This is a genomic window from Pseudomonas sp. 65/3-MNA-CIBAN-0223, from assembly GCF_040310425.1.
Taxonomy (GTDB): Bacteria; Pseudomonadota; Gammaproteobacteria; order Pseudomonadales; family Pseudomonadaceae; genus Aquipseudomonas; species Aquipseudomonas gregormendelii.
In genome coordinates, this window is sequence record NZ_JBEOPV010000069.1 from 1 (window position 1) to 386 (window position 386).

Sequence of the window (386 nt, forward strand, 5' to 3'; positions counted from 1 at the left end):
GCCGAGCTCCTTCCAATCGGTATCACGCGACACACCCTTGGCCAGCAGGATGCCGACCAGGATCGCCGGGATTTCGAGAATCGCCACGAATAGCGGCATATAGCTCTCGAAGAAGATTTCCCGCGCGGCAAGATAAGCCACCACTACGGCGAACGTACCCGCGCTCACCGAACCGTAGTGCGCCGCCACCGCAGCCGCATTCACGCGGTCGAAGCGCAGGCCGCGCAACAGGACGAAGGCCAGGATCGGCAGCAACACGCCCAGCGCCAGCACCAGCAGCGACTGACCCAGCAACGCCGCACTGGCCTGCTCGGCCAGCTCTACGCCGCCATGCAGACCGATTGCCAACAACAACACGATGGAAAGCGTTTCATACAGTGCCGGTG

General features: G+C 63.0%; 1 protein-coding gene. It reads right to left on the reverse strand.

What is annotated here, in order from left to right; translation table 11 throughout:
- Positions 1-386: sodium-dependent bicarbonate transport family permease (locus AAEZ09_RS27950; RefSeq protein WP_350601590.1), on the reverse strand; the 386-nt coding region annotated here is incomplete at both ends.